Source organism: Nocardia sp. NPDC047038 (assembly GCF_040644075.1).
Classification (GTDB): domain Bacteria; phylum Actinomycetota; class Actinomycetes; order Mycobacteriales; family Mycobacteriaceae; genus Nocardia; species Nocardia sichangensis.
Window position 1 is genome coordinate 14944 of the sequence record NZ_JBEYVQ010000003.1, and the last position, 20608, is coordinate 35551.

Consider the following 20608-nt stretch of genomic DNA (forward strand, 5'->3'; position numbering starts at 1 on the left):
CGCCGTCACGAATCGAGCGGCGCGTCCGCACCAGCGGACAGTTCGGCGAGTACGGCGGTGAGCAGGCGCGCCGCTGCCGCCTTGTCCAGTGGGTGGTTCCCGTTGCCGCACCTGGGTGATTGGACGCAGGAGGGGCAGCCCGCCACGCAGCCGCACGACTCGATGGCCGACAAGGTCGCCGTAAGCCACTGGCGCAGTTGGGCGAACCCGCGCTCGGCGAATCCCGCCCCGCCGGCTTGGCCGTCGTAGACGAAGACGGTGGGCAGTCCGGTATCCGGGTGCTCGGCGGTGGAGACACCGCCGATGTCCCACCGGTCGCAGGTCGCCACCAGGGGCAACAGCCCGATCGCCGCGTGCTCGGCCGCGTGCAGCGCCCCGGGGACGTCCTGGGGCGCGATCCCCGCCAGCGCCAGCAATTCCGGTGTCACCGTGTACATGACCGCCCTGGTCGGCAGTGTCTGCGGCGGCAGGTCGAGTTCCACCAGGTCGAGCACTTCGCCGGTGAGCAGCGTGCGCAGATAGCCGATCACCTGGCTGGTGACCCGCACCCGGGCCAGGCCGGCCGTCACGTGACCGTGGGCGCGGTGCTCGGTCACCGCGTCGATCACGATCGAGGTCACCTGGCGCGCACTGGTGGTCCACCCGGGCTCGGCGGTGTGCACGAAGGCCACGCCGTCAACGAGATCCAGCTCGTCGACGACATAGGTCTCGCCCTGGTGCAGGTGCACGGCGCCCGGGTGCAGCGTCGCCCTGGCCCGCCCCGCATCGGCGGTGCCGAGCAGCCTGCCGGTCTCGCCGTCCACGATGGCCACCGGTGCGCCGATTCCGCCCCGGACGTCCACCGCGTCGTGCGGCTGCGTCTCCGCGGTCACGTACCAGCGCGCGCGATCTCCCGTTCCACGCCGCCTGATCAGTCCTTTCACGGTCAGCTCGGCCAGTACTTCACGGGCGCCCAGTTCGTCCACCTCGGCGTCGGTGAGCGGCAACTCGAGCGCGGCGCACAGTAGTTGCGGACCCAGCACATAGGGGTTGCGCGGGTCGGTGATGGTGGCCTCGATGGGCTTTCCGAGCAGCGCTTCGGGGTGATGGACCAGGTAGGTGTCCAATGGATCGTCCCGCGCCACGAGCAGCACCAGTGACCCTTGGGTGCGCCGTCCCGCCCGCCCGGCCTGCTGCCAGAACGACGCGACCGTTCCGGGAAAACCCGAGATGACCACGGCATCCAGTCCCGCGATGTCGACGCCGAGTTCCAGTGCGCTGGTCGTCGCGGCGCCGAGCAGCGATCCGTCCGACAAAGCGGCTTCCAGCTCACGCCGATCCTCCGCGAGATAACCCGCCCGGTAGGACGCCACGCGTGCGGCGAGGTCCGGATCGACCTCGCCCAAGAGCCTTTTGGCATCCATCGCGGTCAGCTCCGCGGCGCGGCGGGAGCGCACGAAGGTCAAGGTCCGCGCGCCTTCGGCCACCAGATCCGCCATGATCCGCGCCGCCTCCGCGGTGGCGGACCTGCGCACCGGCGCACCGTTCTCGCCGGTCACGGCGGTGAGCAACGGTGGCTCCCAGAGCGCGATCGTCCGCGGTCCCTGCGGCGATCCGTCCCGAGTGACCGCGGTGCACGGCGCTCCGATCAGACGCGACGCGGCCTCCGCCGGTTCGGCGGAGGTCGCCGAGCAGAGCACGAACACGGGATCGGCGCCGTATCGCGCGGCGATCCGCCGCAGCCTGCGCAACACCAGCGCGACGTGCGAGCCGAAAACACCGCGATAGGCGTGGCATTCGTCGACCACCACGTAACGCAGCCTGCGCAGCACCCGCGCCCAGCGCTGGTGCGATCGAAGTATGCCGAGGTGGAGCATGTCCGGATTGGTGAAGATCCAGCGCGCGTTGGCGCGTACCCACTGCCGGATCTCGGCAGGCGTATCGCCGTCGTAAGTGGCCGGATGTATATCGCGCAACGGACCTTCGTGGGTGAGCTCGCCGACCGCGCGCAGCTGATCGGCGCCGAGCGCCTTCGTCGGCGACAGATACAACGCGGTGGCCTTCGGATCGGCTTGCAGCGTCGTGAGCACCGGAAGCTGATAGCCGAGCGATTTGCCCGAGGCGGTCCCGGTGCTCACGACGACGTGCCGTCCGCGGAACGCCTGCTCCGCGGTGTCCACCTGATGCCGCCATGGCGCCGCCACGCCCGTCTCACGCAATGCCGCAATCACTTCCGGCGATGCCCAGACGGGCCATTCGGAGTGTTCGGCGGCTCGTGCGGGCAACTCGGCCACGTGCGTGAGCCGGGGGTCGCCATCGAGGCCTCCGGCTAGGACACGATTCAGCAACGATGTCCCGTAGCCGAGCTCGGTTCCCGGCCGCCCGCGCAGCGCGAAGTCGGGCGGATTCACGATCGGAACCCCGCAACACGCTCGGGGAGTGTGAAACGTGTGTGTCCGGGAACCTCCACCTGCCTTTTCGATACCAAATAGCGACCTGGGTCACAGCTTCTTTGCTGAACGTCGACTCGGTTATCACCAGGCAAACGAACCCCAAGTCTGGATTCCGCCATTGTGTCCCTCACCTGCGCATTCGCAAGATCAACTTTTTTGCAAATTGTCGGTAACTCGACTGTTGAATTGCCCGAAGACATGGTTCACTGGTTCCTGGTCGCAAGCTTCTGTGTTCGAGGGACGGATCCAAAGTCCAAACCGTCAGCAGGATCGATGTTGCGAACGGTGTGCTTGGTGCTTTCCTGCAGGGGGAACCAACAGTACAGCGGTCACAACGGACCCGGTGGACGAACCCAGTTGTCCGCCGTTCCGGTAAGAAAAGAGAAGGAACAGAATGGCACAGGGAACTGTGAAGTGGTTCAACGCGGAGAAGGGGTTCGGCTTCATCGCGCCGGAGGACGGCTCCGCTGACGTCTTCGTCCACTACTCCGAGATCCAGGGTTCGGGTTTCCGCACCCTCGAGGAGAACCAGAAGGTCGAGTTCGAGGTCGGCCAGGGCACCAAGGGCCCGCAGGCCACCGGAGTGCGTGCGCTCAGCTGAGCGGCGCAAGGATCCACAGCTCGTCCCTCACCACCGGCAACGGGGTGAGGGACGAGCTATATCTGGGGTAGTCACGGCCCGCGTGCGCCGGCGGAACGGTCCGCCGAGCATGCCGCGGCGCAGGTGTGGCGAAACGGCAAGGCATACTGATTCGAACTCACGGGCGTACGCTCGGTGGTTCGAGTCGCAAGCACTCGACCACACGCGGCGTCACGGTATAAACGTGTCTGGTGCGATGTTCAGCCGTCGCAGCCGCTCACCCCAGCCGCGCGCAGCGGGAAAAGACGCAGCGCGGGTCGATCAGGAAAGGTGTATTCGCCGGTGGCAACACGAGACCTCGGTGCAGCCGACCAGGGCCGTCCCCTGCGTCGTCTCGTGATCGTCGAGTCCCCGACCAAGGCCCGCAAGATCGCGCCGTACCTCGGTCGTAACTACACGGTCGAGGCGTCGGTCGGCCATATCCGGGATCTGCCGCGTGGTGCGGCCGATGTCCCGGCCAAGTACAAGGGCCAGTCCTGGGCGCGTCTCGGCGTGGACGTCGACAACGACTTCGAACCCATCTACGTCGTGAGCCCGGACAAGAAGGCCAAGGTCACCGAGCTCAAGAGTCTGCTGAAGGACGCCGACGAGCTCTACCTGGCCACCGACCCCGACCGCGAGGGCGAGGCGATCGCCTGGCACCTGCTGGAGACGCTCAAACCCAAGGTGCCGGTCCGGCGGATGGTGTTCCACGAGATCACCGAGCCCGCCATCCAGGCCGCCGCCGCGGACACCCGTGACCTCGACAACGATCTGGTCGACGCCCAGGAGACCCGCCGCATCCTGGACCGGCTCTACGGCTACGAGGTCAGTCCCGTGCTGTGGAAGAAGGTCATGCCGCGGCTGTCGGCCGGTCGCGTGCAGTCGGTGGCCACCCGGGTGATCGTGCAGCGTGAACGCGAGCGGATGTCGTTCCGTTCGGCCGAGTACTGGGACATCGCCGCCAAGCTCGACGCGGGCAACGGCCAGGCGAGCGACGCCACCAATCCGAGAACCTTCGGCGCGCGACTGGTCACCGTCGACGGCGCACGGGTCGCCACCGGACGCGATTTCGGATCGGACGGACGGCTCAAGTCCACCAACGGCGTCGTCGTGCTGGACGAGGGCTACGCGCGGCGGCTGGCCGAGGCGCTGGACGGCGCCGACCTGGTGGTCTCCTCGGCGGAGGCCAAGCCGTACACCCGCAAGCCCTATCCGCCGTTCATGACCTCGACGTTGCAGCAGGAGGCGGGGCGCAAACTCCGTTTCACCTCCGAGCGGACTATGCGGGTGGCGCAGCGACTGTACGAGAACGGCTATATCACTTATATGCGCACCGACTCGACGACGCTGTCGGAGTCGGCCATCGCGGCGGCGCGCGCGCAGGCGACCCAGCTCTACGGCTCGGAGTACGTGCACCCGACCGCGCGGCAATACAACCGCAAGGTGAAGAACGCGCAGGAGGCGCACGAGGCCATCCGTCCAGCGGGCGACACCTTCGCCACGCCCGGCCAACTGCACGCGCGGTTGGACAACGACGAGTTCCGCCTCTACGAACTCATCTGGCAGCGCACGGTCGCCTCCCAGATGGCCGACGCCAGGGGCACCACGCTGACGTTGCGCATAACCGGCGTCGCCGGCACCGGCGAAGAGTGCGTTTTCTCCGCTTCCGGCCGCACCATCACGTTCCCCGGCTTCCTGAAGGCCTATGTGGAGAGCGTCGACGAGGAGGCGGGCGGCCAGTCCGACGACGCCGAGTCCAGGCTGCCCGCACTCGAGGAAGGCCAGGCGGTCACCGCGGTCGAGCTGAATCCCGATGGGCACAGCACGAATCCGCCCGCGCGCTACACCGAGGCGTCGCTGATCAAGACGCTCGAAGAGCTCGGCATCGGCCGCCCGTCGACGTATTCGTCGATCATCAAGACGATCCTCGACCGCGGCTACGTCTACAAGCGCGGCAGCGCACTGGTGCCGTCGTGGGTGGCGTTCGCGGTGATCGGCCTGCTCGAAGAGCATTTCGGCCGACTGGTCGATTTCGACTTCACCGCCGCCATGGAGGACGACCTCGACGCCATCGCCGGCGGCCGCGAGCAGCGCGGAAACTGGTTGTCCAGCTTCTACTTCGGTGGCGATCACGGCGTGGAGGGCTCGGTCGCACGGTCCGGCGGTCTGAAGAAGATGGTGGGGGAGCGGCTCGATGACATCGACGCCCGCGAGATCAACTCCATCAAGCTGTTCAGCGATGCCGCCGATCGAGACGTCGTCGTCCGGGTCGGCAAGTACGGTCCCTATTTGGAGCGGATGGTCACCGATCCCGATGACCCCGAAGGCAATGCGGTGTCTCAGCGGGCCAATCTCCCCGACGATCTCCCGCCGGACGAACTGACCCCTGAGGTCGCCGAGAAGCTGTTCGCCACTCCGCAGGAGGGCCGTTCGCTCGGCGTCGATCCCGAGTCGGGGCACGAAATCGTCGCCAAGGAAGGACGTTTCGGTCCGTACGTCACCGAGGTCCTGCCCGAACCGCAGGCCGAGGAGGGACAAGAGCCCGCTAAGAAGACCGCGAAGAAGGCCGCGGCGCCCAAGCCGCGCACCGGTTCGCTGTTCAAGTCCATGGATCTGGCCACCATCACACTCGACGACGCGCTGAAGTTGCTGTCGTTGCCGCGTGTGGTCGGCACCGATCCGGCCAGCGGCGAGGAAATCACCGCGCAGAACGGACGTTACGGGCCGTACCTGAAGAAGGGCACCGACTCGCGTTCGCTGAACACCGAGGATCAGATCTTCACCGTCACGCTGGACGAGGCGCTGAAGATCTACTCCGAGCCGAAGCGCCGTGGACGGCAGGCATCGAGCGCCGCTCCGCTGCGGGAACTCGGAAACGACTCCGCCACCGGCAAGCCGATGGTGATCAAGGACGGCCGCTTCGGCCCGTACGTCACCGACGGCGAGACCAACGCGACACTGCGCAAGGGTGACGAGATCGAATCGATCACCCCGGAGCGGGCGATGGAACTGCTCGCCGACCGGCGTGCGCGCGGACCGGTGAAGAAGACCGCCAAGAAGGCCGCGGCGAAGAAGGCGCCCGCCAAGAAGACCGTGGCGAAGAAGACCGCCGCCAAGAAGGCGACCACCACCAAGACGGTGGCCAAGAAGACCACGGCGCAGAAGGCGGCGGCGAAGAAGACCGGCGTCGGGAAGTCGTGAGTTCCCGGCTCGTGGCCACAGCCGTAGCCTGAGCGCCATGAGTACCGAACAGGAGCGCGAGGATCTGATCGCGATGCTCGCCGACCAGCGCGAGCTTTTCCGGATCACGCTGCGCGGCGTCGATGACGAGCAGGCGCGGCGGCGGACCACGGTCAGCGAGCTGACCCTCGGCGGGCTGCTGCACCACTTGGTCAGCTGCGAACGGCACTGGACCTCGGTGATCGTGCGACGGGACGAGAACGCGGAGCTGGATGTCTCGAAGTTCGGCGGCGAGTACGTCATGGCGGAGCAGGAGACCCTGACCGGCCTGCTGGCCGACTGGGACGAGGTGGCGGCGGAGACGGCCGAGCTGATCCGTTCGGTGGACAGTCTCGACACCTCGATCCCCACTCCCACGACGCCGTGGACTCCGGAGCGGATCTGGCAGTCGGTGCGTTACACGGTGCTGCACATCTTGCGGGAGATCGCGCATCACTCCGGGCACGCCGACATCATCCGTGAGGAGCTGGACGGGGCGAACAGCACGCAGCAGCGCGTCTCCTAGTTCCGGAACAGGGCTTACGGCCGCATGGGCTGACAAGATCCATAGCGGTCCGACTCAGCCCGCTCCCGCCGAGCTGCGTGTGCACGGCTCAGTCGGACAGCGTGTGACCGGCCGAGCGGTGCGTGGCGGAGTCGGGTGGTGTGGGCTGGCCGGGCCGTGCGCGGGCGAGCCGGACGGTGCGTCCGGGCCTGGTGTATGTGGGCCGTCGACGGTGGCGAGCGTGGTGTCCGAGACCGTCCGGGATCTGTCGGGAGGGGCGGCTAGGGTGTACGACGTGGCGGGAGTCTTCGATCGGTTGGTCGGCCAGGAGGCGGTCGAGTCCGAGTTGACGGCTGCCGCGGTCGCTGCGCGCGGGGGCGTGGTCGATGGCGCGATGACGCACTCCTGGTTGTTCACCGGCCCGCCGGGATCGGGCAGATCCGTTGCCGCGCTGTGTTTCGCGGCGGCGCTGGAGTGCACGGATCCGGCGACGCCCGGGTGCGGTAGGTGTCATGCCTGCACCACGACCATGGCGGGCACGCACGGCGACGTTCGCCGGGTGGTGCCGGAGGGGCTGAGCATCAGCACCAAGGAGATGCGCGAGATCGTGCAGGTGGCCTCGCGCAGGCCCAGCACGGGGCGCTGGCAGGTGGTGGTCATCGAGGATGCCGACCGCTTGACCGAGGCGGCGGGCAACGTGCTGCTCAAGGTCGTCGAGGAGCCGCCGGACCGGACGGTGTTCCTGCTCTGTGCACCCTCGGTGGACCCGGAGGACATCTCGATCACGTTGCGTTCCCGCTGCCGCCACGTGCATCTGGTGACGCCATCGGTGCCCGCCATCGCGCGAGTGCTCCGCGAGCGCGACAACCTCGACGAGAAGACCGCTACCTGGGCCGCGTCCATCAGCGGCGGACATGTCGGCCGTGCCCGCAGGCTCGCCACCGACGAGGAGGCACGCGCCCGCCGTCAGCGTGCCCTGGCCTTGGTCACCGCGGCCGGCAAGCCCGGTGCGGCCTATGCCGCCGCCGACGAACTGGTGCGCGCGGCCGACGACGAGGCCAAGCAGATGAGCGCGGCCCGCGACGAACGCGAGCGCGAGGAACTCGCGACCGCGCTGGGCGCGGGCGGTACCGGCAAGGGCGCGGCGAGCGCCACCCGCGGTTCCGCGGGCGTGCTCAAAGACCTCGAGCGGCGGCAGAAGTCCCGCGCGACCCGCACCGGCCGCGACGCCCTCGATCGTGCCCTGATCGATGTCGCGGGCGTCTATCGGGACGCACTGGCCGTGCGGTTCGGGGCCACCCGGCTCGGCTCCGGCGTCGCGCTCACCCACCCCGACCTGTCCGACGAGATTCACGATCTGGCCGACCGCGTGCGCCCGGAGGGTCTGCTGAAGTCCATCGAGGCCGTTCTGGCCTGCCGCACCGCGCTCGACCAGAACGTCAAACCCCGTTTCGCCCTCGCGGCCATGGCCGCCGCCCTCATCGCGGCCCGCGCCCAGTGACCGTGACCACCCGTTTTCGCGATCGGGCCTGCGAGACGATAGACTTCCCTGGCCGAAAGGCACGCCGCCTTAGCTCAGTCGGTAGAGCGCTTCACTCGTAATGAAAAGGTCGGGGGTTCGATTCCCCCAGGCGGCTCCATCATTCCTGGTACAAGACGTTTCTTCGCTTGCGGGATCAACCCTGACTGCCTCGACCCGAATGGCAGTGCCGCAGTCAACACGGTCTCGTTGCCCGAGAACCGTTGTGGTCCTGGTTCGGTCGTCGCCGTACGTCGAGCTTCTGCGCAGTGCGGGGTGAGGAAGCAGCCACCTGCTGCGGGTACCGAGCAGCCGCCGAACAACCTCGGGTACACCGACGATACCGCCTGACTATGGAGCCTCGGCCTGGCTGAATCGACTAGTGTGGAGCTACCTGCTCGCAGGTGCAACTGCAAGCGAGTACGCCGTTAGCCAGACAAGTGGTCACGGGACGGCATCATGGATGACACGTCAGTGAATGGCGGGGACACCGCCCGGGGGTCGGGGCCAGCCGAGGTGTTCGGGCGCTATCGGCTGTTATCGCTGCTGGGTCAGGGCGGCATGGGCCAGGTGTGGCGGGCGCATGATTCGCTGACTAATCGGGTGGTGGCGCTGAAGGTGTTGCCCGAGCGCTTCGCCGATGACGAGCAGCTGCGCGAGCGGTTCCGCCGGGAGTGCCGGGCGGTGGCGCAGTTGACCGAGCCGCATGTGATCCCCATCCACGACTTCGGCGATATCGACGGTCGGCTCTATCTGAATATGCGCCTGATCGAGGGCACCGACCTGCGCACGTTGATCGCGCGGGAAGGTGCCTTGTCGCCGCGGCGGGCAGTGGCGATCATCGTCCAGGTGGCCGGTGCGCTGCAGGCGGCTCACGACGCCGGGCTGGTTCACCGCGATGTCAAACCCACCAATATCCTGCTGGGGACCGATGAGTTCGCCTCCCTGATCGACTTCGGGATCGCCCACGCCGCCGATGACCGTACGCTGACCGCGACCGGCGAGACCATCGGCACCCTCGCCTACATGGCGCCGGAGGAGATCGACGCCGAGGTCAAGGCCGACGCCCGAGTGGACGTGTACGCGTTGACGTGCGTGTTGTTCGAATGCCTGACCGGCAGGCCGCCATTCGCGAGCGAATTCGGGATGCAGGGTGTGATCGCCCATCACCTGCACAGCCCGCCGCCGCGTCCCAGCGCCACCACACCCGACGTACCGACTGCGTTCGATGCGGTCATCGCCAAGGGGATGGCCAAGAACCCCCGCGATCGTTACCAGACTGTGCGTGAACTGGCCGCGGCCGCCGGCGCCGCGCTGGGCGATTCGCCCGTCAGTCCCACCGTGGGCGTGGCTACGCGCCATGGGCGGCGAATCAGGTTCTCGCGCCAGACCGCCGGACTGCTCGCGGTCGCGGTCGCGGTGGTGGTGGCCGCCGTAGCTGTCGTCGTCGGTGTCCAACGGGGATCAGGCGGCGGTGGCAACTCGCCCACACTTATCGCCCCGGGCTATTCAGCACAGACTGCGCTGCCGTTCACGGGCGTCAGCCTGCCTACCGGTGTGGCGGTCGACCCGGCGGGCAACGTATACGTCACCGACATGGGTAGCGATCGGGTGCTGAAATTGGCGGCGGGCGCGTCGACGCCGACCCCGCTGCCTATCACCGGCCTGAAGAATCCCCAGGATGTGGCGGTCGACCCGGCGGGCAATGTATACGTCAGCGACACGAGTAACGATCGGGTGCTGAAATTGGCGGTGGGCGCGTCGACACCTGCCCCGCTGCCGTTCACCGGGCTGAAGGATCCCCATGGTGTGGCGGTCGACAATGCTGGCGACGTATACGTCGCCGACCGGGGGAATGATCGGGTGCTGAAATTGGCGGCGGGCGCGGCGGCGCCGACGACACTGCCGTTGACGGGGCTCCAAGGTCCCGATGGTGTGGCGGTCGACGCGGCGGGCAACCTATACGTCACCGAATTGGGTACCGAGCAGGTGAGGATGTTGGCCGCGGGCGCGTCGGCGCCGACCATGTTGCCATTCACCGGGCTCAAAGATCCCCAGGGCTTGGCGGTCGACACGGCGGGAGATGTGTACGTCGTGGACTGGGGTAACAAATGGGTGGTGAGGTTGGCGGCCGGCGCGTCGACGCCCACCCCACTGCCGTTCACCGGCTTGAAGAATCCCCAGGGTGTGGCGGTCGACTCGGCGGGCAATGTATACATCACCGATCTGGGCCTCGATCCGGTGGTGAAACTCCAGGCCGGCTGACCCCAGACCGGCCAACGCCGACCAGAAGCCGAAGCACCTCACTCCTTCGACGACCCCGCCGGACCGGACCGACGCCGTCGCAGAACCCGGTATCTAGTCGGCAAGGAGCTTGGCGGGCATGGAGCGGTAGGCGTGCAGATTCCGCAAGGGATGGGGGACCGGCGGACCGTCCAGGCTCAAATTCGGGTACCTCTCGAAGAGGGTTCGCAGCGCGACGGCGCCTTCCAGCCGGGCCAGCCTGGCTCCCAGGCAGCCGTGTATCCCGCTGCTGAACGCGAGATGTTCCGTGGCGTTGTCCCTGGTCACGTCGAATTGGTGGGGATCTGGGAAGACTGCGGGGTCGTTGTTGGCGCCGGCCAACGACAGCAGGACCAGGGAACCCGATTCGATGCGCTCACCGGCGATGTCGACGTCGCAGTTCGCGACCCGGCCGGTCATCCGCACGGGACCGTCGTAGCGCAGGATTTCCTCGACTGCGTTAGGCCACAAGTCCGGCTGCGCGATGAGCGATTCCAGCTGGTCTGGATGGCCTGTCAGTAGGACGATTCCGTTGCCGAGCATGTTCACTGTCGTCAAGAAGCCGGCGTCCAGCAGCAGGGCCGCGTTGGCCACCTGCTCGCGACGGGTGGTTTCGCCGTCTGTCGCCAGCATGCTGAGTACGTCGTTGTTCGGTTCGGCGGCGAGTTCGTCGAGGTAGTGGTCGAAGTACTGTTTGACCTCGACCAAGTCTTCGATGGCGTGGCGGTAGGTGGTCCAGCTCAGGCCACGCTCGAGCAGTGGCGCACCCGTGTCTCCCCATTTCAGCAGGGTCGGATGCATGTCGGCGGGCAATCCGAGGATCTCGGCGATGACCGTGACGGGCAGCTGTGCGGAAAAGTCCTCGATCAGATCAGGGCGAGGCTTCGATTCCAGGCGATCGAGTAAGTCGTTGGTCGCTTCGGTGACTCGTCCCTCCAGCGCCGCGATCGCCTTCGGACCGAATGCGTGCCGGACCAGGCGTCGGTACCGGGTGTGATCCGGCGGATCGGTCACGAGCATCGAAGGCGGCTCCCCGAGGTTGGGAAGACCCAGATCCGTTTTGTCCAGCGCCCGGCGGATCGGCTTCGGCAGGGCTGGATGGAATGGGGTGACCACACCGAAGCGTCGATCGCGCAAGATGAGTCGGCACAGTTCGTAGTCTGCCGTCACGTGTACGCCCGACATGCTGGGAATACGGCCGCGCCGCCGGATCTCCTCGATATATGGCGATGAGCCGAGCAAGCGATCCTGGCCGACAGCGATTTGCCCGAGCGGGTCACCCCGGCGTGCCGCCCATCGGAGATAGGTCCGTAACAGGCCATGAGTGAATAGCCACCGAATCCAGGCGCGAGTCAACATCGCCGCCTCCTCACTCCCGACCCACTCCTCATGATAAGAGTAGCTATTACATTGCTGAACTATTAGCGTTAACGGATGTCGCCGACTAGGCGGTGCCGATGAGCTGGGCCAGGAAGGTACTACGCATGGTCGTCCATGCGGGTGCTGAAGTGTTGTGGAGCGACGTTCGGATCGAACGAGAGGCACGATGGACCGGCGTGGTTTCGTCAAGAGTGCCGGCTTGGCCGCGACGATGCTCGGTGTCGCCGGTGCGAGCACGGCCGCGTCTGCGGCGTGGGCCGACGATTTCAGCCCGAGCCCGAGAACATCGATGTACCGCATGTTGGTGCCGGAGATCTTCGCGCCGCTGCCGGATCCCGCCGACCATGTGCCCGCGATCGTCATCGGATCGGGGTTCGGGGCGTCGGTCACCGCGCTGCGTCTGGCGCAGTCGGGGATCGAGGTCGCGGTGCTCGAGCGCGGGTCGCGCTGGCCGAATGATCCGTGGCGTGACATCTTCGCCACCGACACGATTCCCGATGGCCGCGGCTTCTGGCATCGCACGACCTTTACCGGGGTGAACCGGATTCCGCTGCAGATCGATCCGTTCGGCGGGGTCCTCGATGTCACGAATTATCCGGGCATCGACGTGTGGCGCGGTGCGTGTGTGGGCGGTGGCTCGGTGGTGTTCACCGGGGTGATGATCGAGCCGGAGCAGCGATTCTTCGACCATGTGTTCCGCGGCGTGGTCGACTATCGCGAGATGCACGACGTCTATTACCCCAAGGTCCGAGAAGTATTGCGGCCCAGCGTGATACCCGACGATATCTACAACTCTTTCGCGTTCGTGCACTCGCGGGCCTGGGACGAACAGGTCCGCGTGGCCGGTTATACGCCGCAACGCATCGACGGCACCTGGAATTGGGATGTCATCCGCGCCGAACTGGCCGGGCGATCGAGGCCGTCGGCGACGGTCGGCTGCTCGAACCTGGGCAACTCCAACGGCGCGAAATTCGATCTGAACCAGAATTACCTGTTCTACGCCGAGGGCACCGGCCGTGCCCGGATCTACCCCGGCCATCGCGTGGATGCCATCGCCGAGGAACCGGGAGCGTCGGGTCGCTATAGCGTCGCCGTGACCAAACTGGACCCGACCGGTGAAGTGCTCCGCACCCGGACGCTGACCTGCGACATGCTGTTCCTGGCCGCGGGCTCCATCGGCACCTCCGAACTGCTGGTGCGTGCGCGGGAAACCGGCGCGCTGCCGAACCTGAACGAGCACGTCGGGGAAGGTTGGGGCAGCAACGGCGATGTCGCCTTGGCGCGGCCGCTCAGCACGCTCGAGGTGGGCACGCAGGGCACACCGTCGGCGAGCCGGATTCTGGACGAGGCGGGCACACCCGTGTCGCTGGAGAACTGGTACATCCCCGGCACGACGCCCTTCGACACCACCCTTCTCGCATCGTTGGGCATCGTGCTCGACGACACCCGCGGCCGGTTCGTCTGCGACCCGGCCGATGGGCGCGTGGAGCTGCGGTGGCCGGCCGACGGCGCTGCCGGTTATCTCGCGCGAGCGAGGGAAGTCAACAACAACGCGGCCTGCAACTGTCAGCCCATCTCTCGACCCGCCTTCGACGCGGACGCCTCGTTCACCTCCCATCCGTTGGGCGGAGCGGTGATCGGGCGCGCAACGGACGGATACGGCCGGGTGCGTGGCTATCGGAACCTGTACGTGATGGACGGAGCAGCTGTGCCGGGTAGCACCGGAACAGTGAATCCTTCATTGACTATCAGCGCGCTGGCTGAGCGCAATATCGAACAGATCATTCGTTCCGGGGGGTAGTGGGCGAGCGGGCCTATCGACGCCGACTCGGGTCCAGTTCGCCATGGCACGTGAGTTCTCGGATCAGCCCTTATACAGTCGAGCTGTGAACGAGACTCCGGCCACGAACAGTGGACGGTCACTCGCCGAACGGCTGGCGATCCGGTTGCTGTATCCGACAGCCCGGCCCACCGAGGAAGCACTGCGGGCGGCTGTCGCAGGCAAGGTGGTGCTGGTGACCGGGGCCTCGCACGGCATCGGCAAGGCCAGTGCGCGGAAGCTGGCCGCGGCGGGCGCGGTGGTGCCGCTGGTGGCTCGGTCCCGCCCGGAACTGGAACAGCTGGCCGCCGACATCGCGGCTGACGGTGGCACGGCCCACGCGTACACGACCGACCTGACCGACCTGGATGCCGTCGACCTGCTCGGCCGGTCACTGCTGGCCGAGTACGGACACATAGATGCCGTGATCAGCAATGCGGGAAAGTCGATTCGGCGGCCCATCGCCGAGTCCTACGATCGTTTCCACGATTTCACCCGCACCATCGACATCAACTATCTCGGCCCGGTGCGGCTGCTGCTTACTCTGTTGCCCCATATGCGTGCACGCAAGCAGGGGCATATCGTGAATATCTCCACCTGGGGCGTGCTCCTGCCGCCGAGTCCACGCTGGTCGGCCTACATCGCCTCGAAAGCGGCCTTCGACGTCTGGCTGCGCAGCGTGGCCGCCGAAATCGCCTGCGACGATGTCACCACTACATCGATCTACATGCCCCTGGTCCACACCAGGATGAGCGCCCCCACCGACTTCAGCCGCACCCCCGGTCTGACCGTCGACGAAGCCTCCGACCTCGTCTCGCACGCCGTCACGACCAAACCCCGCGACATCGCCCCCTGGTGGGCGATCCGGGTCCAAGCCTGGTCTGCCGTCCACCGCAACCAAGCCCAGCGCATTCTGGAACGTAGGTTCCGCCGCTGAACACCGGACCGCAGGTGCGGGCCGGGCCTCGGGTGCTACGAACGGGTCACCGAGATCTCGCCCTGGTCGCTGATCACTTCGACAAGCACATCCTTCGAGTGAAGGTACGTCCAGGCCTGACATTTGAACTGGTTGCCTACCTGGACCACAACAGAACCGGGGCAGGTCACTCGACCGGCAGGTTGGTCCCCCACGCCTTGCAGCCTGTTCGCCACCTGCTGCTCCAACGCTGTCTGATCGAACACCCGCGGCTGTTGGACCGGGTCGAGATCGGCGCCCATCAGCTTCACCGTCACCGCCACCGCGCAGACGGCGACCACGGCCGAGGAAACCGCCATGACAGTGCGGGCTACGTTCTGTTGATCAACCACGCCGATAGTCCTATCCACCCCCTGAACGACTTGGCAAGACCATCTTCCGCCAACATCGGGTCGTCGCCGCGGGAACCGAGCTGACAGTCCACCTCAACTCCTTCAACAGAACTCGCGCCCAAGGCGCCTCGAGCGACGGTTTCCGGGGCGCTCACCCTGTCCCGTTTTGATCGATTGATCAGTCAGAAAGCGGCCGATCGCGCCAGTGCGCGAGGCGGCGGTCCGCCGTGCCGGATGTCATCCACTCCGCTGCTGCCCGGGAGCCTCACCCGAGGGGGCAACCTGGCAAAATATCGGTGGTGGGCGTCAGCGTAGATATTCTGCGAAGGTGTCTGTGTGGCGGTGTTGAGCAGGAACCATGTGATCGTGCGCGGCAAGATCGGCGCACCGGTGGTCGTGCTCGCCCACGGATTCGGGTGTGACCAGCACATGTGGCGCCTGGTCACACCGGTTCTGGAGCGTGACTTCACCGTCGTCCTGTTCGACCACGTGGGTGCGGGCCGCTCGGATCTCTCGGCGTGGACCCCGTCGCGTTACTCCAGCATGGACGGCTACGTGGAGGATGTGCTGGCGCTACTTCGCGAGCTGGAACTGGGGCCGGTGGTCTTCGTAGGACATTCGGTCAGTGCGACGATGGGAGTGCTGGCCGCCGCACGCGAGCCCGCGGCATTCGCCGGACTGGTACTGGTGACTCCCTCGCCGTGTTTCATCGATGATCCGGCCACCGGGTACCGAGGCGGTTTCAGCGCCGCCGACATCGAGGAACTGCTGGAGGCGCTCGATGCGAACTATCTGGGCTGGTCGGGCGCGATGGCGCCGGTCATCATGGGCAACCCGGACCGGCCGGAGCTGGCCGAGGAACTCACCAATAGTTTCTGCCGCACCGACCCCGAGATCGCGCGCGTCTTCGCGCGCGTCACGTTCCTCTCCGACAACCGGGACGATCTGGACGCGGTGGGTGTACCCACGCTGATTCTGCAGTGCTCGGCCGACGCCATCGCCCCACCCGAGGTCGGGGCGTTCGTCCATGAACGGATCAGGGGCAGTCGGCTGGTCACGCTCGCCGCGACCGGACACTGCCCGCAGCTCAGTTCTCCCGACGAGACCGCCGCCGCCATCGCCGCCTTCGCCGCGGAAACCGGATGACGAGCGCGGCGGGCGACCGAGACGGCGCCAGCGCTCTCGGAGCGGGGGCCGATGACGACGCGGTGTTCGCCGCGCTACTGGAGGACAGCGCCGAGGACCTGTACGAGAACGCCCCCTGCGGATACCTCTCCACCTCGCTGGACGGCCGCATCGCCAAAGTGAACGCCACACTGCTGGACTGGCTGGGCTGGCGGCGCGACGAACTGGTGGGACGCAAGCACTTCTCCGACCTGCTCACCGTGGGCGGTCGCCTCTATCACGAAACCCACTTCGCACCTCTGCTGCGGATGCAGGGCGACATCCGTGGCATTGCCCTGGAAATGAAGACCGCCGACGGTCGGCGACTACCCGTCCTGGTGAGCTCGCACGTCAAAACCGGCAGGGAGGGGCAACCGCTACTGATTCGCACCACCGTCTTCGACGCCCGCGAGCGCCGGGCCTACGAGACGGAGTTGCTGCGGGCACGACGCGAAGCCGAGGAGGAGCGCGAACGCCTCCAGCGTCTGAACGCCACTTTGCAGACCACCCTGCTACCACCCGAACTGCCTCAGGTTCCCGGCGTCGAAGTCGCCGCGTACTACCACATCGCCTCTGCCGACGAGGTCGGCGGCGACTTCTACGATCTGTTCCCCATCACTGCCGACACCTGGGGAATGTTCCTGGGCGACGTCTGTGGCAAAGGAGCTCCTGCCGCGGCACTCACTTCACTGGCCCGTTACACACTGCGCACGGCCACCGCATACACCCACGACCCAGCCGCAGTGCTGGACACGCTCAACACCACGCTCACCGAGCGATACCACGGTCACAGGCCCCGGTTCTGCACGATCATCTTCGGGCTCATCCGTCCCACTGCCGATCGCGGCGGTTGCGACATCACATTGGCAGGCGGCGGGCACCCGCCGGCGCTGCTCCTGCGTTCCGACGGCGCCGTGGAAGAGATGCACACCCAGGGTGGCCAGCTGATCGGGGCGATCCCGCACGCCCGGATCGTCACCAGAAGCTTCCGGCTGGAGGCCGGGGACACGCTGCTGCTCTATACGGATGGCCTCACCGAAGCTCGCGTCACGGAGAACGGCGGTCGTTACGGCGATCGAGCCCTCCTCGAATTCGCTCGCGCGCTGGCGCCCGTGACGGCATCCGGCGGTATCGAAGCCATCCGGGAATTGCTCGACTCCTTCGGACCAGGGGTGGAGGACGACACCGCCCTCCTCGCCGTCCACGCGCTACCTCCGCCCCAGGTGTGACGCACTGGAACGCTGCCGCACAGCGCCAGGAAAGTAGGGTCGGCACCGCAGTGACAGAATGACGGGCCGGCCATTACAGACCAGAGGAGTTATCCCGGGTGGAACTGCCCGTCGAACTTGTCGAGGCCCTCGACCGGGCATGCGCGGGCGTTCCCCAGCGGCAGCTTGCCACCTCGGTCGACCGGCTGATCTCGCGCTACCGGGACCCGCGCCCGGCGGCGGCGCCGATTCTCGCTACGACCGCCGACGTCACCGCCTACGCCGCTTATCGCATGCCCGCGACGTGGGCCGCTGTGCACAGTGCGCTCGAGCGGTTCGCCGAGCAGGCGCCCGGCTTTCGGCCGGAGACACTGCTCGACGTCGGCGGGGGCACCGGCGCGGCGCTATGGGCAGCGAGCGAACTGTTCCCCTCCTTGGCCGAGGCGACCGTACTGGATCAGGTGGACGAAGCACTGCTTTTAGGGCGCAAGCTCGCGTCCGACGCCACCTCCGCGGCGATGCGCTCCGCCGTGTGGCGGCGGACCTCCTTCGCCGCTCAGCAAGCATTCGGCGGAGCGGACCTCGTCACGATTTCCTATGTGCTGAGCGAACTCTCCGAGGCAGACCAAGCCGATCTGGTGGCCAGGGCGGCCGAGGGGGCGGAAGTGGTGGCCGTCATCGAGCCGGGAACTCCGGACGGCCATCGCAGAATCCTCTCCGCCCGCGACGTCTTGATCGAAGCCGGTCTGACGGTCGTGGCCCCCTGCCCGCACCAACAGATGTGCCCGCTCGCCGCGGGGACGGACTGGTGCCATTTCAGCACGCGAATCAACCGGACGTCCCTGCACCGGCGGTTGAAGGGGGGCGAACTCGGCCATGAAGACGAGAAGTTCTCCTATGTGATCGCCTCTCGGACCGCGCACGGCCCCGCCGCGGGTCGAATCCTGCGACATCCGCTCAAACGTAAGGGCCTGGTCACGCTGGAAGTCTGCACGGCCGACGACGGCGTGCGGCAAACCCTCGTCTCGAAGCGACAGGGCGAGGCTTACCGCGAAGCAAGGGACGCGGAATGGGGCGACACCTGGCCACCATCCCACCGCTCGGCGGACTGATCGCCACTGCCCGAAGATTGATCCCCCGCCTGACCCGCCGCTCGGCAAGCTGCGCCGAGTGTCGCCTGGGGTCGGGAAGGATGCCGGGCTTTAATGAGCCGCCAACTAGTGGCACAATTCACAACGATCCAATATTTAGGTAAATCGGGCGTAACCGTGTTCCGCTCAGGCCGTTGAGGAGCGACACCAGTGCAGATGTCGAGGCGCGATCCCGGCTCACGCCCGCGCTGTGCTGGGGCTTCCGCGTTCCGGGCGTCGGTCCCGCCTACTGGTCGAGTTCGTGAGGGGGCGAGGTGATCCCTGTGTGGCGCTCGGTCGGGGGCTCGGCGCAGGCCCCTCGACGGTCCGGCCTTCTTCTGAAATCGAGGTGATCCGTCAAGTGCTGGAAACGCAAACCAAGGTCGTACGAAGTCTGGTTCCCGCTCGGATGGACCGGCTTCCGTGGACCAAGTTCCACTGGCTCATCGTCGTCGGGCTCGGGGTCTCCTGGGTCCTGGACGGAATCGAGATCCAGATCGTCAGCAGCATGGGTGGACCGCTGCAAGACGTCGAAACGCTGCATCTGACCTCCGGGCAGGTCGGTGCGATGGCCTCGTGGTACCTGGCCGGTCAGGTTGTCGGCGCACTCGTGTTCGGCAGGCTCACCGACCGGCTCGGTCGTAAGAAGCTGTTCATCCTGACCCTGGCGATCTATCTGATCGGTAGTGGGTTGGCCGGTTTCTCCTGGAACGCATGGTCGCTGTACTTGTTCCGCTTCATCGCGGGCACCGGAATCGGTGGCGAATACACGGCGATCAATTCGGCGATCGACGAGATCATGCCGTCCAGATATCGGGGCCGCGTCGACATCGCGATCAACGGCACCTACTGGGGTGGCGCGGCATTGGGAGCGGCCGCGAGCCTGATCCTGTTCAACGAGCGATTCATCCCGACCGGCTGGGGATGGCGTATCGGATTCTTCATCGGACCCGTCCTCGGCTTCATCATCATCTTCCTGCGCAGGCACATTCCGGAGAGCCCGCGCTGGCTGCTCACCCACGGGCGGGCCGAGGAAGCGGAGCGGACCGTCGACGAGATCGAAGGGCAGTTGCGGAGTAGGGGGATCGAGCTCCCCGCGGTCGACGAGAGCAAAGCCTTGGACATCGTGGACGCGGATCGGCTGTCCTACCTGCAGATGGCCCGGATCTTCTTCGGACGATATCCATCGCGTTCCTTTCTCGGATTCACGATGATGGCTACGCAGGCTTTTCTCTACAATGCGATCTTCTTCACCGTCGGCCTGGTGCTGATCAATTTCTACAACGTGCCGGCTGATCACACGGGCTATTATTTCTTCCCGTTCGCGGTCGGCAATCTGATCGGCCCACTGGTACTCGGCCCGCTCTTCGACAGTATCGGCCGCCGGAAGATGATCTGTGCCACCTATGTGGGCTCCGGTTTGTTGCTCTTCGTTTCCGCGTGGGCATTCAATGCGGGCATTCTCAACGCCACCACCCAGACCATCTTCTGGTGTGTCATCTTCTTCTTCGCCTCGGCGGGGGCGTCGTCTGCTTATCTCACGGTCAGCGAGATCTTCCCGCTGGAACTGCGTGGTCAGGCCATCTCGTTCTTCTTCGCCATCGCGCAGGGCGCGGGCGGGGTCGTCGCGCCGTTCCTCTTCGGGCATCTTGTCGGCGGCGCGGACAACCCGAGCCCCGACCGGTTCCCGCTCACGGTGGGGTACCTCATCGGCGCCGGGTTCATGATCTTCGGTGGCCTGGTCGCCTGGTTCTTCGGAGTGAACGCGGAGGGGCAGTCCTTGGAGGACATCGCGGATCCGCTGTCCGTGGCGAAACCAACGGCAACTGCCCCCGGGGTGGCCGTCGACGGTCGACACGAGGAGCCAGTTGGGCGAGAGCCGCTGATCAGCGAGCCGATATCTGGCGGCCCATCAGTTGTCGAATCGATGAAGGGCGATTAGCGACATGGTGCAGCCAACTCCTTGGCGAGCGAATCGAGATCGGCAGCAACAGGCGGGGGCGACGAGCCGCTCGCCGG

Annotated in this window: 14 protein-coding genes and 1 tRNA gene; 12 read left to right on the forward strand and 3 right to left on the reverse strand. The window is 66.6% G+C overall.

What is annotated here, in order from left to right; genetic code table 11:
- Positions 1-5: 5 nt before the first annotated feature.
- Complete coding sequence (locus tag ABZ824_RS13540; RefSeq protein WP_356963878.1) at positions 6-2327, reverse strand: DEAD/DEAH box helicase; 2322 nt, start codon at positions 2325-2327, stop codon at positions 6-8.
- Positions 2328-2826: 499 nt separating this feature from the next.
- On the opposite strand from ABZ824_RS13540, the gene ABZ824_RS13545 reads away from it, so the two are divergent.
- The 6 genes from ABZ824_RS13545 to ABZ824_RS13570 all read left to right on the forward strand — a co-directional run bounded on the left by ABZ824_RS13545 (position 2827) and on the right by ABZ824_RS13570 (position 10562).
- Positions 2827-3033: a cold-shock protein gene (locus tag ABZ824_RS13545; protein ID WP_011206895.1), complete on the forward strand. Its 207-nt coding sequence runs from the start codon at positions 2827-2829 to the stop codon at positions 3031-3033.
- A 375-nt stretch (positions 3034-3408) separates the two neighbouring features.
- Complete coding sequence (gene topA / locus ABZ824_RS13550; RefSeq protein WP_356963879.1) at positions 3409-6255, forward strand: type I DNA topoisomerase; 2847 nt, start codon at positions 3409-3411, stop codon at positions 6253-6255.
- 37 nt (positions 6256-6292) lie between these two features.
- Positions 6293-6799, forward strand: coding sequence for a DUF664 domain-containing protein (locus ABZ824_RS13555; protein ID WP_355079233.1), 507 nt, complete (start codon positions 6293-6295; stop codon positions 6797-6799).
- A gap of 274 nt (positions 6800-7073) precedes the next feature.
- The gene (locus ABZ824_RS13560; protein WP_356963880.1) at positions 7074-8279 is read left to right on the forward strand and encodes a DNA polymerase III subunit delta'; all 1206 of its coding nucleotides are present in this window, start codon (positions 7074-7076) and stop codon (positions 8277-8279) included.
- Between the two features lie 63 nt (positions 8280-8342).
- Positions 8343-8418 (forward strand) — tRNA-Thr (locus ABZ824_RS13565).
- A 338-nt stretch (positions 8419-8756) separates the two neighbouring features.
- Positions 8757-10562, forward strand: coding sequence for a serine/threonine-protein kinase PknD (locus ABZ824_RS13570; protein WP_356963524.1), 1806 nt, complete (start codon positions 8757-8759; stop codon positions 10560-10562).
- Positions 10563-10655: 93 nt separating this feature from the next.
- Here ABZ824_RS13570 and ABZ824_RS13575 read toward each other — a convergent pair whose 3' ends face one another.
- A complete protein-coding gene (locus ABZ824_RS13575) occupies positions 10656-11750 on the reverse strand; it encodes a cytochrome P450 (protein WP_355079229.1) in 1095 nt (364 codons plus the stop codon).
- Between the two features lie 376 nt (positions 11751-12126).
- Between ABZ824_RS13575 and ABZ824_RS13580 the strand changes: the two genes are divergently transcribed.
- A complete protein-coding gene (locus tag ABZ824_RS13580; protein ID WP_356963525.1) occupies positions 12127-13761 on the forward strand; it encodes a GMC oxidoreductase in 1635 nt (544 codons plus the stop codon).
- An 85-nt stretch (positions 13762-13846) separates the two neighbouring features.
- Positions 13847-14716 (forward strand): SDR family NAD(P)-dependent oxidoreductase, encoded by an 870-nt coding sequence (locus ABZ824_RS13585; protein ID WP_356963526.1) that lies wholly within the window; start codon positions 13847-13849, stop codon positions 14714-14716.
- A 35-nt stretch (positions 14717-14751) separates the two neighbouring features.
- On the opposite strand, the gene ABZ824_RS13590 is transcribed toward ABZ824_RS13585, so the two are convergent.
- A complete protein-coding gene (locus ABZ824_RS13590) occupies positions 14752-15087 on the reverse strand; it encodes a DUF4333 domain-containing protein (protein ID WP_355079223.1) in 336 nt (111 codons plus the stop codon).
- Positions 15088-15423: 336 nt separating this feature from the next.
- On the opposite strand from ABZ824_RS13590, the gene ABZ824_RS13595 reads away from it, so the two are divergent.
- The 4 genes from ABZ824_RS13595 to ABZ824_RS13610 all read left to right on the forward strand — a co-directional run bounded on the left by ABZ824_RS13595 (position 15424) and on the right by ABZ824_RS13610 (position 20531).
- Positions 15424-16233 (forward strand): alpha/beta hydrolase, encoded by an 810-nt coding sequence (locus ABZ824_RS13595; RefSeq protein WP_355079221.1) that lies wholly within the window; start codon positions 15424-15426, stop codon positions 16231-16233.
- The gene (locus ABZ824_RS13600; RefSeq protein WP_356963527.1) at positions 16230-17480 is read left to right on the forward strand and encodes a SpoIIE family protein phosphatase; all 1251 of its coding nucleotides are present in this window, start codon (positions 16230-16232) and stop codon (positions 17478-17480) included. Before ABZ824_RS13595 ends, ABZ824_RS13600 begins: the two co-directional genes overlap by 4 nt.
- Positions 17481-17578: 98 nt before the next feature.
- A complete protein-coding gene (locus ABZ824_RS13605) occupies positions 17579-18571 on the forward strand; it encodes a small ribosomal subunit Rsm22 family protein (RefSeq protein WP_356963528.1) in 993 nt (330 codons plus the stop codon).
- A gap of 379 nt (positions 18572-18950) precedes the next feature.
- Positions 18951-20531: an MFS transporter gene (locus ABZ824_RS13610; protein WP_356963529.1), complete on the forward strand. Its 1581-nt coding sequence runs from the start codon at positions 18951-18953 to the stop codon at positions 20529-20531.
- Positions 20532-20608 lie beyond the last annotated feature (77 nt).